We start from the raw sequence: 24,445 nt of genomic DNA, 5'->3' as shown, positions 1-24,445 counted from the left end.
ATTACTTGTCGTCAGCGTGCCAATCACCGGCAAACAGGCAGTCGCGCAGGACGAGCCCGTACTTCGCTGTTCATCGAGCGTGCCCGTATTCGACATCAACCAAGCCGGGCAGCTTCGACTCAACGGCCATCGCGACGCGATCGCAGGCGCGGAGGACTGGGACGCCGCTCGACACATCGGCAACGAGTGGCTGGGAAACACACTGGCCGGTCCGGACGGCCGCATGTTCGAGATCGAGGGCGACGGCCTGCTCCGCGTCTACCAGTGGTTGGGCAACGGCTGGGAGCGCTATGGGGAAGACCAGGCCTACTCGCGAGACGTCCAGACCGATCTCGGCGGCTACATCGGCGAAGAATGGCGGGACAGGATCACCGTCGACTCGCAGGGCGCCTTCTATTTCATCCGAAGCGACAATACACTGCATCGGATGACGCTGGACGAGAATCTCAATCGCAGCCTGGAGATCATCGACACCGGCTGGCTCGAGTTCGATCTGATCGCCGCCGCAGGCGACGGAGTGATCTACGCTCGAACCGAAGTCGGAAATCTTTACCGATACCATTATGACGCGGACTCACAACGCTGGTTGCAACGACGCCAATACATGGGACCCGGCTGGGAACGGTATCAGCGGGTGGTCTCCCCAGGCGGAGACGTCCTTTATGGAACGGATGTCAACACAGGAAATCTTCGGTGGCGCCGATACCTCCCGCACTCAGGGGGCGCCATCGACCATCGCACCGTCCACACCGGAATCGCGTGGACGAGCAATCTCGACACCGCCATCACCAGTAACGCCTGTGAATGGTCGGTGACGCCCAGCGTCAACCGACCTGTGGTGACCCCGATCGAACAACCACGCAGCACCCTCTTCGAAAGCTCGGACGGTCACCTCCAGTTCTCTTTCGTGGATCGCGAGCGGCGACTGCATCATGGCGACATGCCGGACCCGACGAGCGGCACTGCACGGTGGACGTCGTTCCTCGGGAATACGTCCTTCAACGGTGTCCCGGCCATCGGGCAGAAGGGAGCCAACAGCAGGCTCTTCATCCTGGGACAGCAGCTCGACAGCAGCTTCCGCAGCGTTTCGGAGATCGGCAGGGGCGCGGGCTGGACCGAGCCTGCACCCGAGGGAGGTCTCACTCCAGCTGCCGCGACGATCGCGCACGACTCGGACGGCAACCCCGTTGCCTTCGCCGTCGACGACACCGGCAGGCTGTGGAGTTCGACCCTGACCGGCCTGACCTATCTCAGCGGCTGGCGAGAGATTCCGGTAACGCCCGCACTCGCTGCGGAGCCCCCGACGATCACCCAGCTCGGCGCGGATCTGCACTTCGTCGTGCGCACCGACACCGGTGAACTCGTCGAGAATCGCAGGCGGGGCGACACGTGGCAGAACGCGACCTGGACCGCGCTGGGCAAGACCACCAGCAGCCCGCCTGCGGCGGTCGCCAGGACCGACGGCAGCGTCACCGTCTTCGCCGTCGAGGACGACGGCCAGTTGTCCATGCGGGAGGCAGGAGGCGACTGGAGGGTTCTGTCCGGTATTCACGTCACCGGGCCGCCCGCCGCGACCATCAGTCCCTGGGGAACGTTGGAGCTCCTGGCTCGCGGCACCGACGGTTACATCCACGCCACCGGACAGGTGGCGCCCGGCAGCACCGATTTCCGCCCCTGGTGGGAGACGTCCCCAGTGGAGTCCGCGACAGATCCGAGTCTGATCTCCATGTCGGGCGGGCTGCTCGTCGGTTCCTTCCGCGACCGGACGGGCACCTTCTATACCTTGGCCGCCGCAGCGATGGCACGGACCGCGACCGACGACGACCGCGTGCCGAACTACGTCAGCACGCCCGTTCACCGGCCCTGAACACGGCGGTCTCAGCCGACGAAGAACCACCCGACGGTTGCGCTGACGGCGGCTGCGTCGGCAGGGAGTGATCGGGGAGAACAGCGCGGCCGCTGATCTCTCGGCAACGGCAGCCGACCTGCGCCGCCGAGGGCACCCCTTCCCTGGTCGGGAGGGGTGCCCTTCAGTCGTTCATCGAACAGCGTGGTCGGCGCCGACGGGGTGAGCGGCACCCTCCCGGGCAGGCTGACGGCGTGAGTGACCACGACGTCAGGTCGGACATCCACTCCGCCGTCAAGGCGACGCCCGGCACGCCCACCGTTCGGCCGTACCGAAACGAGAACTCGGCGCGGCGACGTCCCCGGCTGCCCCGCTCGGCTGGTGCGACGATGTCGCCAGAACGCGACCGGCCACGCCACCCGCAGGACAAGCTCCGGGCGCAGGACTCGCCGAAACTCCGCCTCGCCGCAGCCCGCCCGCTCAACCCTGGTGGTCCGACACCCATCGCTCGACGTCGGCGGAGCGGATCGGCAGCTCCGCCGACAGGATGTCGGGCGCGTCGGCGGTGACCAGCAGGTCGTCCTCCACCCGCACGCCGATGCCGCGCAGCTCCGGCGGCACTGCGGTGTCGTCGGGGTGGAAGTACAAGCCGGGTTCGACCGTCAGCACCATCCGTTCCGCCAGCGTGCCGTCGTGGTAGGCCGAGGGCCGGGCGTTCGGGGAGTCGTGAACGTCGATCCCCAGGTAGTGGCCGATCCCGCAGACGATGAAGCGGCGATGCTGCTGTCCGGCCGGGTCCAGGGCCTCGTCGACGGACACCGACAGCAGTCCCCAGTCGTGCAGGCCCTCGGCGAGCACCCGCAGCGCCGTGTCGTGGAAGGCCAGGTAGTCCCGCCCGGGTCGGACCTCCTCGATCGCCGCGAGGTGCGAGGCCACGACCAGGTCGTACACCTGTCGCTGCGCAGCAGTGAAGCGGCCCGCCGCCGGGAAGGTCCTGGTGACGTCGGCGGTGTAGCAGGACCGCACCTCCACGCCCGCGTCCAGCAGCACCAGGTGATCCGGCCGGACCTCCCCGTCGCAGCGGACCCAGTGCAGCACCGGGGCGTGCGGGCCTGCAGCGACGATGGTGGCGTAGCCGGGTCCGTTGCCCGCGCTGCGGGCGCTGCGATCGAAGGTGCCCTGCAGCCAGCGTTCGCCGCCGCCTTCGATCGCCCTGGGCAGCTCCGCCGCCACGTCGCCGAACGCGGCGATGGTGGCGTCCACGGCCCCGCGAAGCTGTTCGATCTCCCAGTCGTCCTTGATCCGACGCAGCTCCGAACAGGCCCGGCGCAGCTCGCCGCCGCCGCGCCCGTCGGCGAGGGCGTCGAGCAGTGGATCGACGCCCGTGGCGACCAGCGTGGGCGGGCTCATGCCGCGCAGGGCGCTCGCCAGCCGGTCCAGCGGCAGGCAGGTCAGGCCCAGCGCCTCGCTCCACTCGGCCAGACCCGGCTGCGGGCCGTTCCACAGCGCACCGTGGTGCGGGTCAGCGAAGAAGTCCGCCGCCTCGGGCCCGGCAGGCTCGTTCAGGTACAGCACCGCGTCGTGTCCGCCCGCGGTCGGTGTGATCACCAGCACCGCGCCCTCGGCGTCGCAGCCGGTCAGCCAGACGAAGTCACTATCCGGGCGGAACTCGTGGTAGGTGTCGTTGGCCCGCAACGGCGCCCGGCCCGCCGCCAGCGCCAGCCGCCTGCTGGGCAGCTCCTCGGCCAGTCGGCGCCGATGCTCGGCCGAGGCCGCCGCCGTCCCGGCAGGGAGGTCGGGCCGGGTGGGCTGGGCGGACCAGCCCTTCTTGATGTCGCCGAGGAACCCCGCTGCCTCGCTGAGTCGCACCCGCTTGCGCGCCATGATCCACCTTTCTGCCATGCGATACCGGGATTCTGCGGGTCCGCAGCCGCCCGCGAGCCCGTCCCGGCGATGTCGCCGCACCCGAGTCTGACCGACGCGGCGCCGACAAGCGTCTCGCGTGGGGAATCGAGCACCGACGCGACGGGCCTGTCTCCGGCGACGAGGAGCGGCGGAGCCATGAGACGCCCGGCCGGCGTCCGTCGATGACGAGTCCCAAGACTCCCGGAGTCATGGTGCGCGTGGTTGCGGACCGAGCTTCCGGACTCGGCCGGCGCGAGCATCGCGGCCCCGACCGGCAGCCCGTCCTCGACTCATCCCGGAATCCCTTCGGCCGCACCTGCGACCGCCGCCGACCCGGGTACCACGGCCGGATGGGCAGCACGGCGGGCAGGCTGCGTACGCCACCGTCCTCGACGGCCTGCCGCGAGCCCGGGTCCGAGGGCGGTGGACGGCGACCTCGTGGTGGCGGTGTTCACGGAAGGGCTGTTCGTCTCACGAACGGATGCGGACGATCAGGCGGCAGTCCGCGCGGGCCCACGGAGGAGCTCACCCTCGTGGTGCTTGCCCCGGTACGGCAGGCGCAACGCGGTGGACAGCTCGTTCACGGGACTGCCGCTGCATCGGTGACGCGGCAGAGGGTCGACGGGCTGGGCCTGCGCCGCGCTCGAATCGTGATCCACGAACTCCGTCGCCCGCACGGTGGGGATGGACACTTCCGGCGGCAGGCGGGCGTTGTTCGGCCTGCGGCCATCTGCGGGTCACTCGGGCGAGGCAGTGTGCGGGACGCTCGCTCGACCCTGGGAGACGGACGTGAACGACCCGCACAGCACCGCAGGCCTCGACTCTGCTCGCACAAACCCCGACGCGAACTCCCCCGCAGCCCAGGACGCAGGCGGCAGGCAGTCAGCCGCGACCGGTGCACCTGACCGGCAGCCCGGCCTCGGCAGGCGGGCCCTCCTCCAGGCTGCGGTGGCCGTCCCCGTCGCGGGTGCGGCCGTGGGACTTCCCACCGCCTGGCAGCCCGCAGCCGCACATGCCGAGGACGGCCCTGACCGAGACGTGACCACGAGCCGAGCAGGCGGTTCCGAGAATCCACGCTTCCGCATCGCCGTCATGCCCGACACCCAGTACCTCTTCGACGAAGACAGCTCGGATCCGACTCCGATGCGCGAGGCCTTCCGGCATCTGGTGAAGCGCAGGCGCGAGGACGACATCGTCTTCGTCGCTCATCTCGGCGACGTCACCGAGCACGGCAGCGAGCACGAGATCGACCTGGCCGACCGGGCGTTCCGCGAGCTCGACCGTAAGCTGCCCTACAGCGTGCTGGCGGGAAACCACGACGTGGACGGCAGCACCGACGACCAGCGCGGCGATTCGCCGTATCTCGACGCGTTCGGCCCGCATCGCCTCCGCCGGACGTCGACCTTCCTCGGTGCCTCCCCCGGCGGCTACAACCATGCCCACGTGCTGCGGGCCGGTGACCGGGAGTGGCTGATCCTCGCGCTGGACTGGCGAGTCTCCGATGCGGGGCTGGCCTGGGCACGCACCCTGCTGGACGAGCACCCCACGCTGCCCACGATCCTCACCACCCACGACCTCGCCTCGGCGGGCGAGGACGGCGTCGCGCGCCTGTCCGATCACGGCACGCGGCTGTGGGAGGGACTGATCCGGGACCACGACCAGGTGTTCCTCACCCTCAACGGGCATTACTGGCCGTCGGGGCGCACCGTGCTGCGCAATGACGCGGGCAACGACGTGCACGTGCACATCGCCAACTACCAGGACGTCTACTACGGCGGAGCCGGCCTGCTGCGGCTCTACACGTTCGACCTGGTCCGCAACACGATCGACGTCGAGACGTTCTCGCCGTGGCTGCTCGGGATCGACGCGGACGAGCGGACCCCGCTGGAGGCCGAGACGGTCGAGCGGACCGGCGAGGTCGACCGGTTCAGTCTGTCGATCGACTTCGAGGCGCGGTTCGCGGGCTTCGCCCCGGTTCCGCCGCCCGCGTCGCGTCCGGCGGAGGCGGTGATGCCGAGAGGCACCGTCGCGTACTGGCGGTTCGACGAGCCTGGACTGGCAGGCGCGGGCGCGGCGGCCGACGGGGAGCCGGTCGACCGTGACACGGTGGCGCGCGACCTCACCGGCAACGGAAACGACCTGGTGGCGACGCGACTGCACGACGGCCCCGCCGAGGTCCTGACCTTCTCCGGCGAGCACCACCCGAACCAGCCCGCCCACGCGAGTCTGCGCTTCGACGGCGGGAAGAACCCGGATCGCGGGGCGGTGCTGCGGGCCGTGGCGGACGCGCCGATCAACGGCATGACCTTCGAATCCGGCTACACCATCGAACTCTTCGCCAGGCTGCCCGATCCGTTCGAGGGCGATCACTCGTTCATGGGTCTGCTGAGCTGGGAGGGTCGCGCCGGGGACGCAGGCAAGACCAGTGGCTGGTCACAGGACGAGCCAACGTGCAGCCTGAATCTGTCCGGTGAGCGGTTCCTCCAGTACGTCGTCTACCCGACCGATCGGGACGCCGACCCGACCTCGTGGAGCCATGCCCTGCCGGTGGGCCGGTGGATGCACATCGCCGTCGTCAACGACGGACGACAGACCGTGGTGTACGTGGACGGGTCGCGGATCGCCCGCAACCCCACCCAGCGGTCGAAGGGCATCGCCACGCTGGGCAGACCGTTCGCCATCGGCGGCACCCAGTTCGCCGAGCAGTACAGCCACGGCTTCTACGGCTGGATCGGCGACGTCCGCATCTCCTCCCGCGCCCTGCGCAGCAAGGAGTTCCTCACCGCAGAGGGTCGGTGACGCCGATCGGCGCTGCGTCGCCCGCACGGTTCGGGGGCCGCTGCGGGCGACGCCGCCGTCGGCGCCCGCTGCGGGCGGCGGTATCGCCCCACGGGCATCGGGATCGGCCGTCACTGACGGTACGGCAGGCATCCCCCGTTCTCGGGACGACGTCGGCCCCGCCGATGTCTACGCTGACGGACATGACGCAGGCGGAGTCCCAGGGCGTTGCGGACACCCGGTCCAATCGCGAACGCATGGCTGCGGGTGATCCGTACGTCTTCGACGACGAGCTGGCGGAATTGAGCGATCGGGCGATCAGCCTGGTCGCTCGCTTCAGCGAGGTCTGCCCGCACGATCCGGGCGCCGGGCAGGAGATCCTCGTCGAGCTGCTCGGCGCGATCGGCGAGGGCACCGGCATCCGGGCGCCGCTGTACTGCGACTACGGCTTCAACCTGCGTATCGGGGCGCGCAGCTTCGCGAACTTCGGGCTCGTCGCCCTGGACGTCGCCACGATCACCATCGGCGACGACGTGCAGCTCGGCCCGAACGTGCAGCTCCTCACGCCGACGCACCCCGTCGCCCCGGAGCCGCGACGGCAGAAGATCGAGGCCGCCAAGCCGATCACCATCGGCGACAACGTGTGGCTCGGCGGCGGCGTCATCGTGCTGGCGGGTGTGACCATCGGGGAGAACACCGTCGTCGGCGCGGGTGCGGTCGTCACCAAGGACCTGCCCCCGAACGTGGTCGCGGTCGGCAACCCGGCGAAGGTGATCCGCTCAGTGTGAGAGGACTCTGCGGCGGCTTCCCCGCCCGTCGCCGACGCCGCGATGCCTTCGCCTGCACGTACGGGGCTGCTCGGCGGTGCAGCGCCCGTCAACGCCACGGCCCCCGGAGCGAGGACCGGCCGTCGCAGCAGCCTGAGTGATCGGTCTCGAGACCACGGCGCGGCGGTCATGACGGCTCCGGCCGACACGGGCCGAGACATCGCATTCGAATCACGGTGGGGGTTTCTCCCGCGAACCAGCCCCGCGAGAACCCGGTCCGGGGCAGAATCCCTCGCAACGCGGCGCCACGGCAGTAGGCGCCCGCACCACCGCGACATCGGCTGTGCCCGGCCACGGGTCATCACCCGTCGGCACGCACCCGCCCCGGTTGAGCACTGTCGCGATTCACTTCCCTTCTCCTAGGAGGCCGAGATGCGTGGCTCTGTACGCGCGTTCCTCGCCGTGCTGTTACTGGCGTTGTTCCCCGTCTTCGTCGTCGCGCTCGGCGTCGGCGGCGTCGTCGCGGGCATCGTCGTCGGCGGACGCGGCGGGATCTACCTGGCTATCGTGAGCCTCGGGCTCATGGTGGCGCTGGGCTTCGCCCTGGTCCAGGCACTACGCACGCGACTCACACCGCCGGACGGACCGAGGATGACCCGTCAGGAGCAGCCCGCGCTCTGGCAGGTGGTCGACGAACTCGCCGCGCGCGCCCAGACCCGCCCGCCGGACGAGATCATCCTGGTTCCGGAGATCAACGCTGCCGTGCAGGAGGACGCGCGCGGTCTCGGTCTGCGTGCCGGCAGGCGGTACATGATGATCGGGCTGCCGCTGCTGGCCGGGCTGAACGTCTCCGAGCTGCGGTCGGTGCTCGCCCACGAACTCGGCCATTACGGCGGCGGCCACACCAGGATGCTCGCGATCAGCTACCGGGGCGCCGAGACGCTGAGCAGGACGGTGTCTCGTCTCGACTCCGGACCGGCCCGGTGGGTGCTCAACGGGTACGCGTGGCTGTACCGGGTGATCTCGCAGTCGGCTCGACGCACTCAGGAACTCCAGGCGGACGCCTACTCGGTGGCGGCGGCGGGGCAGCGAACGGCGATCGACGCCCTGCGCAAGATCGCGACGATGAGCCTGTTCTGGAACGCCTTCGGCGAGCGATTCCTCCACCTGCCCGTCCTCTCGAAGCGCACTCCCGACATCCTGCTCGGCTTCCGCACCTTCCTGGATCATCCCGAGCAGCAGCGGATCATGGCCGAGGTCGAGCCGCAGGTTCTGGACACCGAGCCGAGTTCCGTGTTCGACAGTCACCCGACGATCCGCCGCCGGATCGCCGCGATCCAGGCGCTGCCGGACAATCCGGCGCCGCCCGACGCGCGTCCGGCATGGGCGATCGTGCTGAACCCGGCGCAGGTGCTGCCCGCCGCCGAGGGAGCGCTGTACATCAACGGGGAGATCGGCCCGCGCGCGAGCTGGGCGGACATCGTCCGGGTCGGTGCGGCCGAGTCGGCGTTCAAGGGCGCCGAGACGCTCGCGCGGGCGGCCCACGAATCCGGCGCAGCGCCCAGCGGCACCCTCGGCGAGATTCTGCAGGCGGTGGGACGCGGCGAGACGCCTCGCCTGCTCGGGCCGCTGCTGCGGGACGGCGTCGATCCTCATGAGGCCGCCGATGCCATGCGCAGCGCGATGACGGAGCTGCTCGGTGACGTCGTCGTGGCGGCGCTGGTCAGTCAGGGCCGGGCCCGACACGAGTTGAACTGGGGCGGTCCGTGGCGGGTCATCGGCCCGGCGGGCGAGCTGTCGCCGGACGATCTCATCGGTCCGGCCGTCGCCAACCCCGCACTGGTCGGGCAGCTCGTCGCGAAGCTGAACCAGCTGGGCGTTCCGCTGGACTTCGTGCGCAGGCCCGCACCGCCGGACCCCGCCCGACAGGCGCAGGCAGGCGTGCCTCGGTTGACGGCCGTGGCACCCGCGATCATGGCGTTCAAGAAGATGTGGGACGGCTTCGTGACCGACGCCGGCCTGCTGCTGATCCCGTTGAAGGCAGGCGGGTTGGCCAGTCAGAGTCTCGCCGGAGCCATGGGACAGGCGGGGCAGGCGGGGCGCAAGCGACTCAACGATCTGCTGGCGAACGGCCCGGAGGCGTTGTTCGCCAGGCCGGACGCGCGGTGGCTCCGGACGCAGGACATCCTCGGGGGCGAACGGAAGTCGCTCATGACCGGCGGCGGCAAGTTCGTAATACAGCTCACCGACGGCACCTCCGTCACCGTGCGCACCGACGTCGACGAGGTGTACGAGGTGCTCACGGAGTTCGTAGAGTCGCTTCCGCAGCACACCCAGGAGCCTGCCGGGCGCTGAGAACGAATCCCGGCTCGCCGCCTGCGCGTGACTCGAAGCGGGCTCGGACGCTGGCCAGGGTCCGCTCGGATGAGCGGGTCGGCTGCCGCAGGCGGCGAGCTCGGTCCGGGGCCCTCAGCCGGTGAGGTCGAGTGCGGCGAGGGACTCGGCCGACAGCGCGACCTCGTCGCCCTCCCGGGCCACCGCGCTGGAGCCTTCGACCTCGTAGTAGCCCTGGGTGGTGTCGACCAGGACGTGGCGTCCGTCCTCGAAAGCCGTCAGCAGGAGGACGTACTCCTCCCCTTCGACGAGGTCGGCGGACATCGGGGTGCCGCCGTCCGGGCAGAGGAAACAGTCATCGGGCGGCGCGACGGAACCCGAGGTCGCTCGGCGACGTCTCTTTCGTAGCCCGAGACTCGAGACCCCAGGAGGTCGCGCGGCCCATGACCGGCGTCGACGTCGTCTCCGCACGCCGATGAGGCTGCCGATCAGGGTGCACCGGGCCCGGTCGGGACCGGAGGAGATCCGCGTCATCCGGCCCGCGTCGCCGCCGACCCGCACCGTGCTCGTCGATCACGACCGACATCTGCACGTCTACCTCGATCAGGCGGGCGCCCGACTGCTCGGCGGGCTGTGGCTGCTCGCCGCGCGCTCGGCCCGCTCGCTGATCCACCTGCCGCTCCGGGGTGGTCCCCGGCCTGCGGCGCACGGCGAGCCGGGCAGACGGCTCGATCTGGTGCTGCTGCATCACTCGCGACAGTTCCGGCCGTCCCGTTGGCGGCGGGTGCGGGCGAAGCTCGACACCGGCCTGCCGCAGACCGCGAGCCTGCCGGAGGCAGCGCGGCTCGGCGAGGTCGCGGTCGATCATGCGGCGCGGCACCATCGGGAGAACCGGGACCGGTTCCGCCAACGGATTCATGCCGAGACGTTGTTCCTCATCGGAAGCGCACCGGTGTTCCGGGAGACCGCCGGACGCTTTCTCGATGTCGCCGAACACGGGCCGCGCCACGCCTCGACGCATCCAGGGCGGCCAGGCCTGCGCACCGCGTTCCACTCGACGGACGGCACGCTGGCCGACGGCCGCGAGATCCACGTCGAGTACTGCGCGGAGTGGGAGCCGTCCGGCTCGACCGGGTGAGGACACCGAAGTCAGCCAGGCCGGGTGTCGGCCTCGCCGGTACGCCAGGAGCGGCGGAGCCGACGAGGTGCGCCACGAACAACGTGAAGCCTCGATCCACCCGACGTCGATCCCCGCGCGCGGCGAGGTGCTCGAGCTGGCAGCCTTGGATCTGCGCCGCGATCTGCTTCCGCCAGGCCTCGACACGCTGATGCCCTGCCCTCGGCGCGGCTACCGTCCGGCCGCCGCCTCCGTCAACCGGACCCGCCGCAGGAGCTGGGCGTTCAACGCCACCACGATCGTCGACAGGCTCATCGCCACCGCACCGAGGGCGGGTGGCAGCACGAAGCCGACGCCCGCGAGGACGCCCGCGGCCAGCGGCACCGTGATCAGGTTGTACGCGGTGGCCCAGGCGAGGTTCTGCCACATCTTGCGGTAGCTCGCCATGGACAGTCTGCGCACGGCGAGCACCGCACGCGGATCGTCGGAGGCGAGCACCACCCCGGCCGACTCGACGGCCACGTCCGTGCCCGCCCCGATGGCGATGCCGACATCGGCCCTGGCCAGTGCGGGCGCGTCGTTGACACCGTCGCCGACCATCGCCACCCGATGCCCGCGTTGCTGCAACTCCACGACGGCGCCGTCCTTGTCGGCGGGCAGCACCTCGGCGAACACCTCGTCGACGCCCAGTTCGCCCGCGACCGCCTCCGCGACGCCGCGTGTGTCCCCGGTGATCATCACGACCCGGACGCCCTCGGCATGCAGGGCCGCGACGGCCTCCCGTGACTCGGGTCGGATCTCGTCGGCCAGCGCCACCGCACCGATCACCACACCGTCTCGGAGCACGTGCAGGACGCCTGCGCCGCGCCCGGTCCACTCGTCGGTCGCCGCAGTCAGGTCGGGGGGCGGCTCGATGTCGTGTTCCCGCAGCAGGGCCGGGCCGCCGACGGCGATGGTCGCGCCGTCCACCACGGCCTGCACACCTCGGCCGGTGAGCGAGCGGAAGTCCTGCGCGGCGGGCACCTCGCCCGACTCACGAGCCGCCGCGACGACGGCCCTGGCCAGGGGATGCTCGGAGTCCAGCTCCGCCGACGCAGCCAGGGCGAGCAGCTCCGCCCGCGAGACGCCCGCGACCGGGACGACCTCCGTGACGGCGGGACTCCCCTTGGTCAGGGTGCCCGTCTTGTCGAACAGCACCGCGTCCACGGTCCGCATCCGCTCCAGCGCCAGTCGGTCCTTGACCAGGATGCCCGCCTTGGCCGACATCGCCGTGGAGATCGCGATCACCAGCGGAATGGCCAGGCCGAGGGCATGCGGGCAGGCGATGACCAGGACCGTGACGGTGCGCTCCACGGCCGTGGTCGCCTCGCCGATCAGCGACCACACCACGAAGGTGAGGATGCCCGCGCCGAGCGCGAACCAGAACAACGCCGCCGCGGCGCGATCGGCCAGCGCCTGCGCGCGGGACCGCGAGGACTGCGCCTGTTCGACCAGCCGCGCGATGCCCGCCAACGCCGTGTCCTCGCCGACGGCGGAGACCCGGACGCGCAGGGCGGAGTCCGTCGCCACCGTGCCCGCGACCACCCGCTCCCCGGCCGCCCGACGCACGGTCGCGGACTCGCCGGTGATCATCGACTCGTCGACGTCGGCGGCGCCGTCGATCACCACGCCGTCGGCGGGTACCCGGCCGCCGGAGCGCACCAGCACCAGATCTCCGACGGCCAGGTCGGTCAGCGCGACGGGGTGCATCGTGCCGTCTGCCTCGATGCGCTCCGCGCTGTCGGGGAGGAGTTCCGCGAGGGCTCCCAGCGCCCCGGTGGCCTGGCCCAGCGCCCGCATCTCCAGCCAGTGTCCGAGCAGCATGATCACCACCAGCAGGACCAGCTCCCACCAGAAGTCCAGGTCGAGACCGCCGATGCCCAGGGTGGTCAGCCCGCTGGCCACGAAGGCGACGGAGATCGCCAGGGCGACGAGCGTCATCATCCCCGGCTGCCGAGCCCGCAGCTCGGTGACGGCGCCGGTCAGGAACGGGCTGCCTCCATAGACGAAGACGAGCGTGCCGAGCACCGGCGGCATCCAGGTCGCGCCCGGCGCGACCTCATAACCCAGCAGCTCGGCCACCAGGTGGCTGGCGAAGACCACCGGCACCGAGAGGACCAGACTCAGCCAGAACCGGTCGCGGAAGGCGGCGGCGTGGTCGCCGTGGCCGGAGCCGCCGTGATCGGAGCCGTGCTGACCCGAGCCGTGGTGGCCGTCAGCGGCGCGATGGTCCGTGGCGACGCCGCGCATCCCGCCGTCGTCAGGTTCCGCATCGCCTACTCGTCGGCTCGCCGCGCCGCCCCGGTGCTCGCTCACGTCGTCGCGCGCTGCCGGACGTCGATCGCTCTGGTGACGCTCGCTCATCACTGCCTCCCTCGCCCCAGACCAACATACCCCCTAGGGGTATGTTGGGCTTACGCCTGACGCGGATCTCTCACTCTGGCGGCACCGCCCGGCCGCCTGGCGCAGACACGGCAGCCAGGCGACCGGGGACGAATCACACCCGTCATCACGGTCAGCCTGACGGCCTGGGGCGATTCGCGCAGCCCGAGATCGTCTTCGTCGCGCCGCCGGACGACGATCCGGGCACCGACTCTGCGTCCCGGTCCGCCGCGTCGGCGCGGCACGGCGCAGGCCCGAGCAGCGACACCGGGCCGGAGTGCTCAGCGGCGCGAACACAGGAGCACGGTCACGTCAGATCGGCAGTCTCGTGCGGGCAGGTCGGACGCCGCTCACGCAGGCCGACCCGGCGCCGCTCGACGACCGAGCAGCGGCCGCCGAACCGGGCCGGGAACGAGAGCACCCGGTGGCGGGATTCGGCGTCATCGCGGTACCCGCCACTTCGCGGCGAATCGACCGGCAGGCCGGTGCCGAGCGCGCCTGTGCGAGGAACGGCACGCCTGCGGCAGGCGCGGACCTCACTCCGGACGCGGCCGATCGCGGATGAGACCCGTTCGATCACGGGCAGGGACCGGCGAGCCCCGATACGCCGGTGACCTGCGGATTCGACCAGGAAGAAGAGTCAGGAACGCACCAGCCGGGCAACGGCCTCGCTGGCCTCACGGACCTTCTCGGTGGCCGTGTCGCCGCCCTCGGCAATCGCCTCGGCGACGCAGTGCTTGAGATGCTCGTCGATCAGGCCGATGGACACCGATTGAAGCGCCTTGGTGGCGGCGGAGATCTGGGTGAGCACGTCGATGCAGTACTCGTCGGCCTCCACCATTCGCTGTAGCCCGCGAATCTGACCCTCGATCCGACGCAGTCGCTTGAGGTAGCCGTCCTTACCTTCGGTGTATCCACGCATGTCCATCTCCTCGTTCGGGGCACCTCGATCCGAGGATACCCCGTACCGGTACTTTGAGGCCGCGACTTCCACCCCCGTCACCAGCGACGATGTACCCAAGGGGGGTACCGCATCGGACGGCGTTCCCGGCGGCGCACAGGCTGGGACCGCCTTCGTGGCCGACGGGGCAGGAGAGCCTCGGCCCTGCGACGGGGAATACCGCTCCGGGGTACCGCAGGCTGCGGACGGCGACGAGGACGAGGCCGGACCGTCGACCTGCTGCGACCGGTCGACCACTGTCCGCAGCGGTCCGCCCGGGTGCCTCGGTCAGGAAGGCGCATCCGCCCGCGAAGGGCCTGCCGACGGCACCGGACCGCGAACCGGTTCCCGCCGCGCTCGCTCAGGCGATCGTGGCGCAGGCATGTCGGAACAGCTGGTTGTCGTCGGTTGGTTGTCGTCGGTCTGCCGCCCCGATCACGGGGCAGGCAGGAGCGACGACGGCTGTCCTCGTCCACGGCACGGGCGGCGATCGCGCGCGGTTGCGCGCCGGGACGCTGCCGTCACGCAGGTTCCGGAGGCGGCCCCGACCCACCGGCGGAGCTGCTGCCTCGACAGGCAGGCCGCCGAGTCCGTTCCACGTCGCGGACCACCTCGCCTCTCGGCGCGGGAGGCGAGGCCCATACCGGACCTGCTCAGTCCCAGGTCCGCGTGGTCGAGGCAGGCGGCAGGGTGGTGGGCGCGGGACGCAGACCGTCGGTGAGCAGGGTCAGGTAGCGCCTGCGATCGGCGCCGTCCACGTCGTCGGGGTGCACCACGGCGAGAATCATGACGATGACGGCGGCCACGTCTCTGGCCTCCAGCTCCGGCCGGACGAGCCCGGCCGCCACGGCACGCTGCACGAGCCTGCTGATCAACCGGACACAGCGGTCGAACACCCGCACGTCGATCGAGTCGGCCTCGCGAGCCAGCGCGAGGATCACCTCGCGCCCCGCCAGCACGTCGACGGTGGCGTGGAGGAAGCCCACCAGGTCCTGCCACGGGTCGTCGGTCTCCACTGCGGCGGGCTCGACCTCCGTGAGGAGGTGGGTGAAGACGGCACGCACCAGCTGATCGCGACTGCGGAAGCGGCGGTAGACCGTCGCCACGCCCACACCCGCGCGGCGCGCGACCTCCTCCAGCGTCACGGCGGGCCCGGCCTCCTCGAAGGCCCGACCCGCCGCCACGACGATGCGTTCATAGTTCCGTGCCGCATCGGCCCGGAGTACCTGCTCGTGCGGCACCGGCATCCGCGCACGTTAACAGCTCGACGCCCGCCGGGCGGACCACCGAATCCCTGGGACGGCGCGAGAGCAGCCGCCCCGATTCGCCCCGAGCGGCCGCCCGCCACGGCCCGCGCCCGGGGCGGTGCGGTGTGCACCGCCGGCGACCTCGGGGGCTCGGCGTCCCTCGCCGAGGCAGGACCCTCCGCGTCGGGTGAGCGATGGAGACTCGGTGGTCGGCACAGCCGTCCCGACGCCGAGGACCGGCCGACGGGGTCACGCCTGCGCGGTGCCCCGCGTCCGCACCACGGCCCGCCGACGTGCGCTCACCAGGTGACGGGCAGCGATCGCACGCCGTAGACCGCATGGGACGCCCGGAACTCGATCTCCTCGGCGGGGAGCGCGACCGCGAGGTCGGGGAACCGTCGCAGCAGGGCGGGGAAGGCGATGCGCAGCTCCATCCGGGCGAGCGGCGCCCCGAGACAGTGATGCAGGCCGTGGCCGAAGGCGACGTGGCCGGGCGCCCCTCTGGTGATGTCGAACCGATCGGGGTCGTCGATGAGCGCCGGGTCGCGATTGGCCGACGACAACGCCAGGACCACCTGCTCGCCTGCCGGGATGGTGTGGCCTGCGATCGTGACCTCGGTCGTCGTCGTCCTCGGCGCGCCTGCATGCACGACCGTCAGCCAGCGCAGCAACTCCTCGACCGCAGCGTCCACTTGCCCCGGATCGTCGCGCACCATGGCCGCCTGCGCCGGATTCCGCAGCAGCGCCAGCGTGCCGAGCCCGAGCATGTTCGCCGTCGTCTCGTGCCCGGCGACCAGCAGGATCGTGGCGATGCCCGTCAGCTCGGCCGAGGTGAGCTCGGCACCGTGTTCCCGCACCAGCATGCCCAGCAGGTCCTCGCCGGGCTCCCGCCGAGCGGCCTCGACGAGGTGTCCGAGGTACTCCCGCGTCTCCAGCTCCGCCGTCTTGCGCTCCTCGATCGAGGCCGACAGATCGAGCATGAGACTGCTGCGCTGCTGGAACTCCGCGCGATCGGAGTACGGCACGCCCAGCAGCTCGCAGATGACCAGTGAGGGCACCGGCAGGGCGACGTACTCCACCACGTCCGCAGGACGGCCCGCCCGTTCCAGGTCGTCCAGCGCCGCGTCCACGATCTCGAGGACCCGAGGCTCCAGCCTGCGCATCCTGCGCATGGTGAACTCCGGGGTGAGCATCCGCCGCAGTCGACTGTGGTCGGGCGGGTCGAGGGCGAGCAGGTTCCCCGCCCGCAGCGCCGCCAGTTCCTCCTCGCTGTAACCGGGCCCGTCGGACGGAGTCGGCGGCTGCAACTGGGCGTTGCTGAACCGGGTCGTGTCGGCGAGCGCCTCCCGCACGTCCTCGAACCTGGTCACCAGATACAGCGGCGGCGCAAACGACGTCACCAGGCGTCGCACGCCCTCGGTCTCCCGCGAGCGGCCGAGCTCCTCGACCGGGTCGAACTGCACCCGTCGCATGTGCAGTGGCATCTCCGGCGCTCCGGCCATCGCCCCTACCCTTCCCCTGCCCTGGTGATCTCCGCATCGACGTTACCAGTTAATCGACAGTCGACTATCACTTCAGCGGACGGCAAGGGAAGGAGAGGGCCGACCAGTGCAGGACGGGTCCACAGTGGATCGATGACGACGATCCGGGCGTCGGCCGGGCGTCATGCGCCCGCGAGCAGAGCCGCCCGATGGGCCCGCGCCCAGGACTCGAAGTCGGTCGGCGGACGCCCCCAGCAGGCGTTCGACGTCGTCGGTCACGACGGCGTTGTGCCCGGTCCGCACCCAGGCGACGCCGGTCATCGCGATGTCCGCAGCGGCGGTGGAGCGGCCCGCCGCGAACAACTGCTCGCGTGCCGCCGCCAACGGCAGGTCGACGGTGGAGATCGGCCGGTCCAGGAGTCGGCTGAGGATCTCGGCCTGTTCGTCGAGAGTCAGCAGCTGCGGACCGGTCAGGGTGTAGGTCTGCCCGGCGTGCCCCTCCCCCGTGAGCACCTCGGCCGCGACGGCGGCCACGTCGACGGGATCGATGACGCCCTGGCGGGCGCCTGCCGCCGGGTCGGGGATCGGCCCGCCCGCCGCGATCACGGGAGCGGAGTACAACAGATTGGTCGCGAAGGTGGAGGGACGGAGCAGTGTCCACGGAAGACTCGACGCCGCAGCGCATGGACGTGCCCGGCTGAACCGCGTCGCGGCGGGACGAGCGACGGACGCGCCGTCCTCGATGCCGCCCCGCCGACCCCCGAGGTGCTCGTGTCGATCGGCGGGGACGCCGACGTCTGCCGTCGCGTCGGCCCGGCGAAGGCCGCCTGCCCCTCGCCGGAGTCGACGGGAGATCGGTCTCTCCCGGTTGCGGTTTCACGCCCCGTCGCCAGACCGGCGCGGGGCGGCAGGCGTGGCGCGGACTCGGACTCGGACTCGGACTCGGACTCGGATCGAGGCGACACCCCATCGCCGCAGGCGCGCACCTGCCCGGGAATCCCGGTCGTGCTCAACACCGCTCCGGCACGCCGCACCAGCCGGTGAGGGCGTCGCGCAGGTCCTCGGCCGTCGCGGGCCCCGCCGAGTCGGCCGCCCAGGCGACATACCCGTCCGGCCGGATCAGGATCACGCGGGCAGGCGCCGCCGCCTCGGGGGCGTCCCCGGCATCGCGGTCGCCGCACCCGATGACGGCGCTGACCGCCTCCACCCGGCCTGCCCACTGCGCCGCGACCTCGAGCAGCTCGGCGTGCCCCGCGAGGTCCAGCAGCACCGGCCTGCCGTCGCGCAGCAGCGCGGCAACGCTCGTCGCGGTGTCGCCGCGCCGCAGGACGAGGTCCGGCATCCAGCGCCCGACCAGCGGGTGCGAGCCGTCGCCGAGGCGGGTGTCGTAGCGAATGTCGGCGCCTGCCATCAGATCGGCGATCCGCCGGACGTTCGTCTCGTCGTCGAGCAGCTCCCCGAACAGCTCCCGCAGCGCGGTGACGTTCGGGCCCGCCGCGAGCAGCGCCGTCTGGGCGCGCGTGTGCATGACGACCCGACGTCCCACCGGATGGCGTTCGCTCTCATAGGTGTCGAGCAGCCCGGCCGGGGCCCGGCCGTCGATCTCGGCCGCCAGCTTCCAGCCGAGGTTCAGCGCGTCCTGCATCCCCAGGTTCAGGCCTGGGCCGCCGACGGAGGAGTGCACATGCGCCGCATCGCCCACCAGGAACACCCGACCCTGCCGGTAGTGCTCGGCCTGCCGGGAGTTCGCGCTGGTCGACCGTTCCAGGATCGACGGCACTCCGTCGGCGGGCTCGCTCATGGGAACGTCGCCGCCGAGCACGCGCCGCGCCGCGTCCCGCAGCTCCTCGATCGGCATGACGGTGCCGGCCGGCACCGGCCTGGCGGCCGACTCGTATACGGTGACGCGGTACAGCCCCGGCTGGAACATGCCGTAGGCGAACATCCCGGTCTCGGTGCGGGTGAAGGTCCTGGGCTGCAGCCTGCCCACTCCGGCGATCTCCAGCTCACCCGACTCGGGGACGGCGACCGGCGGGGCGATGACGACCTGCCCGCTGCGCTGGACGAAGCCGCTGTCGGTGATGCCGGGGAAGTCGATGCCGCTCAGTCTGCGGACGGCGCTGCGTCCGCCGTCGGCGCCGACCAGGAATCGCGCGGCGATCTCGTGGCGGCCGTCGGGCCCGTCGATCTCGGCGATCACGCGCTCGGCGTCCTGGCGCAGAGCGATCAGCTCATGACCGCGCCGGATCTCCACGCCCAGCTCCCCCGCGCGCTCGGTCAACACCTCCTCCATCCGACGCTGCGGAATCGGCAGGGCGAAGAGGTCGTGGTCATCCATCGTGGACAGATCTAACGGCATGGCGCCGAACTGGAAGCCGGGCAGCCGGAACGGCGATCGGTCGTGGCCGCTGAACCGCCCGGCAAGGCCTCGATAGTCCAGCGCCTGCACGACCCGGCCGATGAGGCCGTTGGCCTTCGGCCTGCTCGACGGCTCGGTCAGGCGCTCCACCACGATCGGGCGCACGCCCGCCTGCGCCAGCTCGCAGGCGAGCAGCAGACCGTTGGGCCCGGCGCCGACGATCAAAACGTCCGACAGCGAGTCGCGTGCGGTCAGCTCGTCTGGCTCGGTCTCGTCGCGGGCAGTCGCATTGATGGTCATCGGGATGCCTCCTTGCTTCGCCCTGCCGAATCAGGGCATGGCGAGATCGCCGCCCGGACGGGGCGTCCGGGCGGTAGGGGTCAGAGCTGCGTGTTCCGGGGGCGAGGTGTGCGCCGAACTCGGCGTCGGCGAGGAGAGGCAGCCTGTGGCGAGGCTGGTCAGGGTGGCGGGGCGCGCTGCCTAGCGGCCGGGCTCCGGCAGGCCCGCCGTGATCTCGGCGAGCGCGGCGCGCAGCAGCCCGCCGAGCGGAACGGGCGGATCGGCTCGCAGCCAGTGGCGCGTGGCGACGTCGATCGCCGAGCCGATCGCGGCAGACACCAGTGTCGGATACATGTCCTTGTCGGGGTCGGTGCCGGTGCGCTCGCCGATCGCCAGCGCCCGTTCCCGGTCGGCGGCGGCGCTCGCCTTCAGGAACGCGCCCTGCAACGCGGGCTCGCCGACCAGCAGCGCGACCCCGGCGGTCCACTCCGGATCGGGACTCCGCTGCTCGTCGCCTGCGTGGGCGTGGACGGCGTGGACGGCGTGGATGACGGCGTCCCACAACGGTTCCTCGGCCGGGCGCTCGCGGAGGAGATCGGCCATGCGTGCCGCCCGGTCGAAATGCCGCCAGACGACGGCCTCGGCCTTGCCCTCGAAGTAGTTGTTGAACGTGCGCGGCGACACCCCCGCCTCGGCGGCGATGTCCTCGATCAGGACCGCGTCCAGGCCGCGTTCCACCGTCAGCCGAAGCGCGGCCCAGCTCAGCGTCTCCCGAGTCTGCTGCTTCTTGCGCTCGCGCAGTCCTGGGCCGGTGTCCCGCGACGTGGTCATGACGGAAGCCTAACCATAATCTTGCGGGCTGCGCAATATTGCCCGGTCCGCAATTTTGCCTAAGGCGCAGAATTGTCGCGGCGGTCGCGCGCGGACGCCCGGCGCCTGCGCCCGCCTTGCGCGGGAGATCAGGCGGCCTGCGGACCTCGGACCGGTCCGCGCCGAGGCGGCAGGACCTCGTCGATCAACTACACGTCGATCGACGCCGCGGTGATCAACGCCGCCACCCCGCCGACCACGGCCTCGTGACCGGCAGAGATCGAGTACGACCTGTCCGGCCCGACCAGAGGACCGACCCCCGCCGAGTTTTCATGACACGGTGGACAGGATTGAATGGACGAAGATCCGGGCGCTCACCGCCGGTCGACGAGCAAGGGGTGACATGGGGTGTCGTGACTGCCGGTTCTGTACGGAGCCGGGCATCGTCCAGGGTGGCCGAAAGCTGGCCTTAGGCCTGCTGTACCTGGTGACCTTGGGGGTCGCGTGGCTGCTGCTGGCGATGGTCCGCGTCTTCCAGCAGCGGTGTCCGCAGTGCAGACACCGGCTCAAGTTCCACGCCCGCAGAGCCGACGGATCGTTCCGCGACTAGGCAGCGGGCGCAGGTCACCCGGCGTCACGAGCCGGTCTACTCAGGCGATGTCCAGCAGAGACCGGAACGGCGCCGGTCGACTGTCTGAATGAATGGGGCGAATCCGCTCCCGCCTCCACGACGCCGGGCCCTGGAGCGGACCACGGGTGGCGATCTGCTCACGTCGCCCGTTCTCGATGCTCAGCCAGACCTGATCGGCAAGGCTGCCGTACCGGGCCAGGGACACCCGTTCGCATCTTCGAGCACGAGGCGCGATCGTTCTCACACCCGGATTCACCCCCGCTCCTGCCAACCCAAGCCCAGTTCCGCCTCAGCAGGAACGGCTGTCTGGTGGGCTGGTCATGTCCGCTCGGAACGGATCGGCCCCGATCCGAGGGGCACCGACGGGCGGGCGGATCGGACACATCCGGCGCTCGGACGTCCGGCTGCCGGCTATGCTCCATCCGGCCAGGCGGGCACGGCACGGCGTGGGAGGCGAGCTGATCATGTCGATCGAGGTCCTGCGGCTGCGCTGCCGAGGCCACGCCGCCGTCCGGGGAACCCACGCCAAGACGCTGGAGTTCTCGACGGACGCCGACATCACCGCCAGGGCGACCTGCGTCATCGGGGTGGCCGCCGAGTCCGTCGGGCCCGCCGAGTCCGCGGTGGCCGGGCCGCTGCGGATCACCATCTCCGCAGGCGGCGTCGAGGCCGTCGTGCACGCCACGGGGAACTCACTGTGGCAGCCCGGGTCGTCAGCGGTGGTGCGGCGCAGTTCGGAGCGACTCCCCGACACCCTGGCCACCGATGCGGATCTCTCGGCGGCGGGACTGCCGCGCGAGCTGATGCGGCAGGCGGCGGAGCCGACGGCCGAGATCGACGTGCTGGTCGAGCGCGCACCGGGGCCGCCGGGCGGGGTCCTGGTCCGGTTCCGCGCGGGGCCCGGCCGAGAGCATCGACTGGCCGTGGAGTGCGCCGCCGCCGATCTGGTGATCGCCGAGGACGCTGCGGCTCGCGCGGTCGTCGCCGCGCACGGCGCCCGAGCCGGGCGAGCGGCCGAGGCTGCGGCCTGCCTCGCGGCGGGCGGCCGAGTGCTCGCCGTGTCCACATCGGACGTCACCGATCCGTCGGTGACGGCAGTCCTCGCCGCGCCGATCCGTCCTGCCGTGGAGGTGCTCGGGCTGCCGCCGGAGCTGGCCGTCTCGGCGGTCTCACCGCAGACGACGCCGGTGTTGTCGGCAGGCCGACTCCCGCCTCGCGAGGTGTCTCGGCTGGTCGCCGCGCATCCCGGCACCGCCGTCGTCTTCGGCGCACCGGCCGCCGAGCTGCCCCGAGTGCTGGCGGAGGTCGACCGGCAGGCGGGGCCCCGGCGGGTGGCCGTGGTGAGCGCGACGCCTGCGGGCGCCGAGCGACCGTGGTGGGGGCCCGCCACCGAGCTTCGGGCTCCGGAGCGGGGCGACGTGCTGTGTCGGGTGGACGCCGAGCAGGACACCGACCTGCTCCCCCGGGTGGACCCGACCAGCCTGGTCAACGCACTGTTGGCCGACTCGGTCTCCGCAAGGACCATCGCCCTCGCCCTCGCCGCGCAGCCGGGCTGGTCGCGCCGGAGTGCCTACGACTTCGTCCTCGCACTCAACGAACGTCCCTCGCGCTGAGCGGCGCAACCCGATCGGGGCCGACATGGCCCGGCCTGCGCCCACGATGATGGGCAGGCCTGCACGCGGGGCACACCATGCGAAGGCTGCACTATTGTGCGGCCTTCCGCACAATAGTGCGGACGCCGCACTGTCTGACCGAGGCGACCGGGAGGGCCGATGGAGCTGAGCCGCCCGTTCGCCACGATCACGGCCACTCTCGACGGCGACATCCTGGCAGTGCTGGCCCGGCATCGAGTCACGTTCACGACCGGGCAGCTGCACCGCGCGCTCCCGCAGTTCTCCCAAGCGGGGATCCGCAAGGTGTTGAGACGATTGACCGAGCAGGGCACCGTGCACACAGCGAGGATCGGCAGCGCTTACGCCTGTCGCCTCAATCGTGATCATCTCGCGGCGGAGACGTCATCGCGCTCGCTCGGCTTCGCGAGACGTTCCTCGAACGTCTCGGGAATCGCCTGACGTCGTGGTCGACCCCGCCCCGCTACGCTGCGATCTTCGGCTCGGCGGCCCGAGGTTCGATGGTGCCGACGAGCGACGTCGATCCGCTGCTGATCCGACCCGACGACGTGGACGATGATCGCTGGGAGGGCCAGGTCGACGACCTCGCCGCCGAGGTGACCAGGTGGATCGGCAACGACGTCCGGCCCCTGGAGTTCACGGTCGCGGAGCTGGCACATCGCGGGAGCGACGAGCCGGTGCTCCGCGACGTGCTCCGCGAGGGCGTCACTGTTGCCGGGGCCCGCGGCTGGCTGGCAGCCAGACTGGCAGGACGAGAGGATGACAAGGCCTCGAACAACACCGGGGCGGCCCGACTCGATCATGCACCGTCGCCCCCGCCCGCGTCCCTCGCGTTGATCACACCGCGCAGCGCCAGGACGTCGAGCTGATCGCGGGAGGAGTTGAGTCGCCTGGTCCACGAGGTGGCCAGTGCGTCGATCTCCTCGGCATCGAGGTAGTCGGCCTCGTCGAGCCGCCACCGCTGGGCGGCGAGCACCGGGGCCAGGTCACGCAGTGCGGAGGCGGGCGTCGGCTCCGGATGCGTCCCGACCTCCGGCACGGCGGGCCGCCAGGCATGCAGGTTCAGGGTGATCAGGAACTCGGCGTTCGGCACGCAGACGGCCGCCAGGTCACGCAGCATCGTCAGGTCGGAGCCGAGCATGCCGCGCAGCAGGCTGCCCCAGGGCATCAGGACGTGCACCTCGGTGACGCTGTGCAGTTCGGCGGGCAGTCGTTCCACGCCTGCCCACACGTACAGCAGGTTGGACACGCCGCCCTTGGCGGGCTTCGCCGCCGCCTTGGCCGCGATCCGGCGCAGGTTGTCCTTCGCCGCGTCGAGACCGACCACCAGCTCGGCGGGTCGGCGGCGGGCGACGTGGTAGGCGTGCTTGCCATCGCCGGTGCCCACGTCCAAAACGACGCCCTCGTGTCGTGACACCAGCTCGTCGAAGTCGGCCGCACTGGTGTCGACGACCTGTTTCCCGGTGACACGACGCATGGCCGGTGAGCCTAGCGCCGCAATCGGACGTGCAGCCGCACCCGGCGTACGAACGGAATGAGGCCCGCGCGTCGGCGGCAGACGCCGGGCGCGCGCCCGGTGGTGGTCGCACGGCTCGACCCCGCCGCGTGGGGCGGCTCTACGTCGGCGCATCGGCGGCAGGGCTGCTGATCAACACCGGCACGGGCTTCGTGCCGAGGCATGGGGCCGCCGTCGGCGCGCCGGGCGCCTGCGGCGTCGCGTCCGGCTGGGGACGAGAGTAGTGAGCCGATTTCACTGAACACTCCTTTTATCTGTTGAGGAACACTCCGGCTCGACTATGACGCGCGCCTTCCGCAGTCGGTTCCCAGCAGTTTCGGACAACACGACGGGCGACCCGAGCACGAACCGTCGGTAACCATTCGGCAATAAACAGTATGGCC

The 24,445-nt window shown here is 71.3% G+C and carries 19 protein-coding genes; 9 read left to right on the top strand and 10 right to left on the bottom strand.

Annotated features, from left to right (window positions below; translation table 11 throughout):
* Positions 1-79 precede the first annotated feature (79 nt).
* Positions 80-1,867, top strand: coding sequence for a tachylectin-related carbohydrate-binding protein (locus tag UA75_RS05965; protein WP_075739401.1), 1,788 nt, complete (start codon positions 80-82; stop codon positions 1,865-1,867).
* A gap of 459 nt (positions 1,868-2,326) precedes the next feature.
* Here UA75_RS05965 and UA75_RS05955 read toward each other — a convergent pair whose 3' ends face one another.
* The gene (locus UA75_RS05955) at positions 2,327-3,748 is read right to left on the bottom strand and encodes an aminopeptidase P family protein (protein WP_075739399.1); all 1,422 of its coding nucleotides are present in this window, start codon (positions 3,746-3,748) and stop codon (positions 2,327-2,329) included.
* Between the two features lie 687 nt (positions 3,749-4,435).
* Between UA75_RS05955 and UA75_RS05945 the strand changes: the two genes are divergently transcribed.
* The 3 genes from UA75_RS05945 (at position 4,436) to UA75_RS05935 (ending at position 9,651) form a co-directional block, all read left to right on the top strand.
* Positions 4,436-6,550, top strand: coding sequence for a LamG-like jellyroll fold domain-containing protein (locus UA75_RS05945; RefSeq protein WP_083682960.1), 2,115 nt, complete (start codon positions 4,436-4,438; stop codon positions 6,548-6,550).
* Between the two features lie 182 nt (positions 6,551-6,732).
* Positions 6,733-7,317, top strand: coding sequence for a sugar O-acetyltransferase (locus UA75_RS05940; protein WP_075739397.1), 585 nt, complete (start codon positions 6,733-6,735; stop codon positions 7,315-7,317).
* 411 nt (positions 7,318-7,728) lie between these two features.
* Positions 7,729-9,651, top strand: coding sequence for a M48 family metallopeptidase (locus tag UA75_RS05935; protein ID WP_075739396.1), 1,923 nt, complete (start codon positions 7,729-7,731; stop codon positions 9,649-9,651).
* A 114-nt stretch (positions 9,652-9,765) separates the two neighbouring features.
* On the opposite strand, the gene UA75_RS05930 is transcribed toward UA75_RS05935, so the two are convergent.
* On the bottom strand, positions 9,766-9,954 hold the full coding sequence (locus tag UA75_RS05930; protein WP_075739395.1) for a hypothetical protein: 189 nt from the start codon (positions 9,952-9,954) through the stop codon (positions 9,766-9,768).
* Between the two features lie 151 nt (positions 9,955-10,105).
* On the opposite strand from UA75_RS05930, the gene UA75_RS05925 reads away from it, so the two are divergent.
* Entirely contained in the window at positions 10,106-10,768 is a 663-nt protein-coding gene (locus tag UA75_RS05925) for a hypothetical protein (RefSeq protein ID WP_075739394.1), read from the top strand.
* 210 nt (positions 10,769-10,978) lie between these two features.
* Here UA75_RS05925 and UA75_RS05920 read toward each other — a convergent pair whose 3' ends face one another.
* From UA75_RS05920 to UA75_RS05880, 7 genes are all read right to left on the bottom strand, one after another.
* Entirely contained in the window at positions 10,979-13,150 is a 2,172-nt protein-coding gene (locus UA75_RS05920; RefSeq protein ID WP_232237648.1) for a heavy metal translocating P-type ATPase, read from the bottom strand.
* A 658-nt stretch (positions 13,151-13,808) separates the two neighbouring features.
* Positions 13,809-14,090 carry a metal-sensitive transcriptional regulator gene (locus UA75_RS05910; RefSeq protein WP_075743462.1) on the bottom strand — a complete coding sequence of 94 codons (282 nt, stop codon included), beginning with the start codon at positions 14,088-14,090 and terminating at the stop codon, positions 13,809-13,811.
* Positions 14,091-14,761: 671 nt separating this feature from the next.
* On the bottom strand, positions 14,762-15,355 hold the full coding sequence (locus tag UA75_RS05905) for a TetR/AcrR family transcriptional regulator (protein WP_075739391.1): 594 nt from the start codon (positions 15,353-15,355) through the stop codon (positions 14,762-14,764).
* 299 nt (positions 15,356-15,654) lie between these two features.
* Positions 15,655-16,839: a cytochrome P450 gene (locus tag UA75_RS05900; protein ID WP_232237647.1), complete on the bottom strand. Its 1,185-nt coding sequence runs from the start codon at positions 16,837-16,839 to the stop codon at positions 15,655-15,657.
* 90 nt (positions 16,840-16,929) lie between these two features.
* Positions 16,930-17,457, bottom strand: a complete 528-nt coding sequence (locus UA75_RS05895; RefSeq protein WP_075739389.1) for a hypothetical protein — start codon at positions 17,455-17,457, stop codon at positions 16,930-16,932.
* Between the two features lie 388 nt (positions 17,458-17,845).
* On the bottom strand, positions 17,846-19,495 hold the full coding sequence (locus UA75_RS05885; RefSeq protein WP_157434012.1) for an FAD-dependent monooxygenase: 1,650 nt from the start codon (positions 19,493-19,495) through the stop codon (positions 17,846-17,848).
* Between the two features lie 180 nt (positions 19,496-19,675).
* Complete coding sequence (locus UA75_RS05880; RefSeq protein WP_075739387.1) at positions 19,676-20,305, bottom strand: TetR family transcriptional regulator; 630 nt, start codon at positions 20,303-20,305, stop codon at positions 19,676-19,678.
* A gap of 319 nt (positions 20,306-20,624) precedes the next feature.
* Between UA75_RS05880 and UA75_RS05875 the strand changes: the two genes are divergently transcribed.
* The 4 genes from UA75_RS05875 (at position 20,625) to UA75_RS34350 (ending at position 23,415) form a co-directional block, all read left to right on the top strand.
* Positions 20,625-20,894 carry a hypothetical protein gene (locus UA75_RS05875; protein ID WP_198042942.1) on the top strand — a complete coding sequence of 90 codons (270 nt, stop codon included), beginning with the start codon at positions 20,625-20,627 and terminating at the stop codon, positions 20,892-20,894.
* A gap of 485 nt (positions 20,895-21,379) precedes the next feature.
* Positions 21,380-22,528, top strand: a complete 1,149-nt coding sequence (locus UA75_RS05865) for a DUF371 domain-containing protein (RefSeq protein ID WP_198042941.1) — start codon at positions 21,380-21,382, stop codon at positions 22,526-22,528.
* Between the two features lie 159 nt (positions 22,529-22,687).
* The gene (locus UA75_RS34355) at positions 22,688-22,987 is read left to right on the top strand and encodes a hypothetical protein (protein ID WP_075739383.1); all 300 of its coding nucleotides are present in this window, start codon (positions 22,688-22,690) and stop codon (positions 22,985-22,987) included.
* A gap of 59 nt (positions 22,988-23,046) precedes the next feature.
* A complete protein-coding gene (locus tag UA75_RS34350) occupies positions 23,047-23,415 on the top strand; it encodes a hypothetical protein (RefSeq protein ID WP_075739382.1) in 369 nt (122 codons plus the stop codon).
* Here the strand turns inward: UA75_RS34350 and kamB are convergent.
* A complete protein-coding gene (gene kamB / locus UA75_RS05850) occupies positions 23,346-24,023 on the bottom strand; it encodes a 16S rRNA (adenine(1408)-N(1))-methyltransferase KamB (RefSeq protein WP_075739381.1) in 678 nt (225 codons plus the stop codon). The genes UA75_RS34350 and kamB overlap by 70 nt on opposite strands.
* Positions 24,024-24,445 lie beyond the last annotated feature (422 nt).

Source organism: Actinoalloteichus sp. GBA129-24 (assembly GCF_001941645.1).
Classification (GTDB): Bacteria; Actinomycetota; Actinomycetes; order Mycobacteriales; family Pseudonocardiaceae; genus Actinoalloteichus_A; species Actinoalloteichus_A fjordicus.
Note: the sequence above shows the minus strand (reverse complement) of the source record. Positions and strands in the feature narration are given on the sequence as shown.

Coding starts and splice junctions, on each gene's coding strand:
- UA75_RS05880 (WP_075739387.1), bottom strand. CDS start 20,305: ATGACCACGTCGCGGGACACCGGCCCAGGACTGCGCGAGCGCAAGAAG.
- UA75_RS05955 (WP_075739399.1), bottom strand. CDS start 3,748: ATGGCAGAAAGGTGGATCATGGCGCGCAAGCGGGTGCGACTCAGCGAG.
- UA75_RS05900 (WP_232237647.1), bottom strand. CDS start 16,839: ATGCCACTGCACATGCGACGGGTGCAGTTCGACCCGGTCGAGGAGCTC.
- UA75_RS05940 (WP_075739397.1), top strand. CDS start 6,733: ATGACGCAGGCGGAGTCCCAGGGCGTTGCGGACACCCGGTCCAATCGC.
- UA75_RS05905 (WP_075739391.1), bottom strand. CDS start 15,355: ATGCCGGTGCCGCACGAGCAGGTACTCCGGGCCGATGCGGCACGGAAC.
- UA75_RS05910 (WP_075743462.1), bottom strand. CDS start 14,090: ATGCGTGGATACACCGAAGGTAAGGACGGCTACCTCAAGCGACTGCGT.
- kamB (WP_075739381.1), bottom strand. CDS start 24,023: ATGCGTCGTGTCACCGGGAAACAGGTCGTCGACACCAGTGCGGCCGAC.
- UA75_RS05920 (WP_232237648.1), bottom strand. CDS start 13,150: ATGAGCGAGCGTCACCAGAGCGATCGACGTCCGGCAGCGCGCGACGAC.
- UA75_RS05925 (WP_075739394.1), top strand. CDS start 10,106: ATGAGGCTGCCGATCAGGGTGCACCGGGCCCGGTCGGGACCGGAGGAG.
- UA75_RS05935 (WP_075739396.1), top strand. CDS start 7,729: ATGCGTGGCTCTGTACGCGCGTTCCTCGCCGTGCTGTTACTGGCGTTG.
- UA75_RS34350 (WP_075739382.1), top strand. CDS start 23,047: ATGGTGCCGACGAGCGACGTCGATCCGCTGCTGATCCGACCCGACGAC.
- UA75_RS05885 (WP_157434012.1), bottom strand. CDS start 19,495: ATGACCATCAATGCGACTGCCCGCGACGAGACCGAGCCAGACGAGCTG.
- UA75_RS05930 (WP_075739395.1), bottom strand. CDS start 9,954: ATGTCCGCCGACCTCGTCGAAGGGGAGGAGTACGTCCTCCTGCTGACG.
- UA75_RS34355 (WP_075739383.1), top strand. CDS start 22,688: ATGGAGCTGAGCCGCCCGTTCGCCACGATCACGGCCACTCTCGACGGC.
- UA75_RS05865 (WP_198042941.1), top strand. CDS start 21,380: ATGTCGATCGAGGTCCTGCGGCTGCGCTGCCGAGGCCACGCCGCCGTC.
- UA75_RS05945 (WP_083682960.1), top strand. CDS start 4,436: ATGGACACTTCCGGCGGCAGGCGGGCGTTGTTCGGCCTGCGGCCATCT.